The organism is Pauljensenia sp. UMB3104, from assembly GCF_030217285.1.
Classification (GTDB): domain Bacteria; phylum Actinomycetota; class Actinomycetes; order Actinomycetales; family Actinomycetaceae; genus Pauljensenia.
Window position 1 is genome coordinate 1 of record NZ_JASONN010000170.1, and the last position, 312, is coordinate 312.

1 protein-coding gene is annotated in these 312 nt (G+C 57.7%); it reads right to left on the reverse strand.

The genetic code is table 11. The features are described 5' to 3' along the window. The coding region (locus tag QP415_RS11225; RefSeq protein WP_285100115.1) for a hypothetical protein at positions 1–312 on the reverse strand (312 nt) is incomplete at both ends.

The following is a 312-nucleotide window of genomic DNA, read 5'->3' on the forward strand; positions in this document are numbered from 1 at the left end:
TAACACCTGAACGAGTCACCATTGTTCCGCTCAATGTAACGGCAACGTCCACTGTGTCGATCGCAATGCCACGTTGGGCAGCATCAAGATCGTTGGCAACTACTGTGCCACAAAGCAAGGCTGAAACGCTCGCTGCGACTTTCGGGTCTGGTGTCACGCACTCTCGCGCCCACGTCAGGCCCTCGGGTAGTTTCTGCTTGGCAGGCGCGACCTCGTCCCCATTCGCGATCATCATACGTAACTGGCCACTATTGGACTCCTGGGCGTCGCGCGCTTGAGTGAGCGCAGAATCCAGGGAATCCATGACGACGG